Below are 1,051 nucleotides of genomic sequence, written 5' to 3'. Positions count from 1 at the left end.
GGCTCCCACCTATCCTACACAATCGAATTCGAGTACCAATGTCAAGCTATAGTGAAGGTCCCGGGGTCTTTCCGTCCTGCCGCGCGTAACGAGCATCTTTACTCGTAGTGCAATTTCGCCGGGCCTGTGGTTGAGACAGTGGGGAAGTCGTTACGCCATTCGTGCAGGTCGGAACTTACCCGACAAGGAATTTCGCTACCTTAGGATGGTTATAGTTACCACCGCCGTTTACTGGCGCTTAAGTTCTCCGCTTCGCCCCGAAGGACTAACAGGTCCCCTTAACGTTCCAGCACCGGGCAGGCGTCAGTCCATATACATCGTCTTACGACTTAGCATGGACCTGTGTTTTTAGTAAACAGTCGCTTCCCCCTGGTCTCTGCGGCCACCAACCGCTCCACCAGCATGTGGTCTCACCATCGGTGGCCCCCCTTCTCCCGAAGTTACGGGGGCAATTTGCCGAGTTCCTTAACCACAGTTCGCCCGATCGCCTCGGTATTCTCTACCTGACCACCTGTGTCGGTTTGGGGTACGGGCCGCTCGAAACTCGCTAGAGGCTTTTCTCGGCAGCATGGGATCACTGACTTCGCCTGAAACGGCTCCGCTTCACGTCTCACCCTCAAGCAGTGCGGATTTGCCTACACTGCGGGCTACACGCTTGCCCCGGCACAACCACCGGCCGGGTCCAGCTACCCTCCTGCGTCACCCCATCGCTTGCCTACTACCCCACAAGTTCCCAATCGCCGACACTCAACCCGAAGGTCTTATGCCTTTGAGAGGTTAGTACATGAAGGTTCAGCATGGACGCTTCTACGCGGGTACGGGAATATCAACCCGTTATCCATCGACTACGCCTCTCGGCCTCGCCTTAGGCCCCGACTCACCCAGGGCGGATTAGCCTGGCCCTGGAACCCTTGGTCATCCGGCGGCAGGGTTTCTCACCCTGCTTTCGCTACTCATGCCTGCATTCTCACTCGCGTCACCTCCACGGCTGGATCACTCCGCCGCTTCACCGGTGACACGACGCTCCCCTACCCATCCACACACCTGGACC

1 rRNA gene is annotated in these 1,051 nt (G+C 57.8%); it reads right to left on the bottom strand.

Annotated elements, in window-relative coordinates:
* Positions 1 to 1,051: ribosomal RNA gene (locus ABZ321_RS58225) — 23S ribosomal RNA — on the bottom strand; the annotation flags it as partial.

The sequence above is a fragment of the Dactylosporangium sp. NPDC006015 genome (genome assembly GCF_040614215.1).
Taxonomy (GTDB): Bacteria; Actinomycetota; Actinomycetes; order Mycobacteriales; family Micromonosporaceae; genus Dactylosporangium; species Dactylosporangium maewongense.
This window is presented reverse-complemented; position numbering and strand designations above follow the sequence as displayed.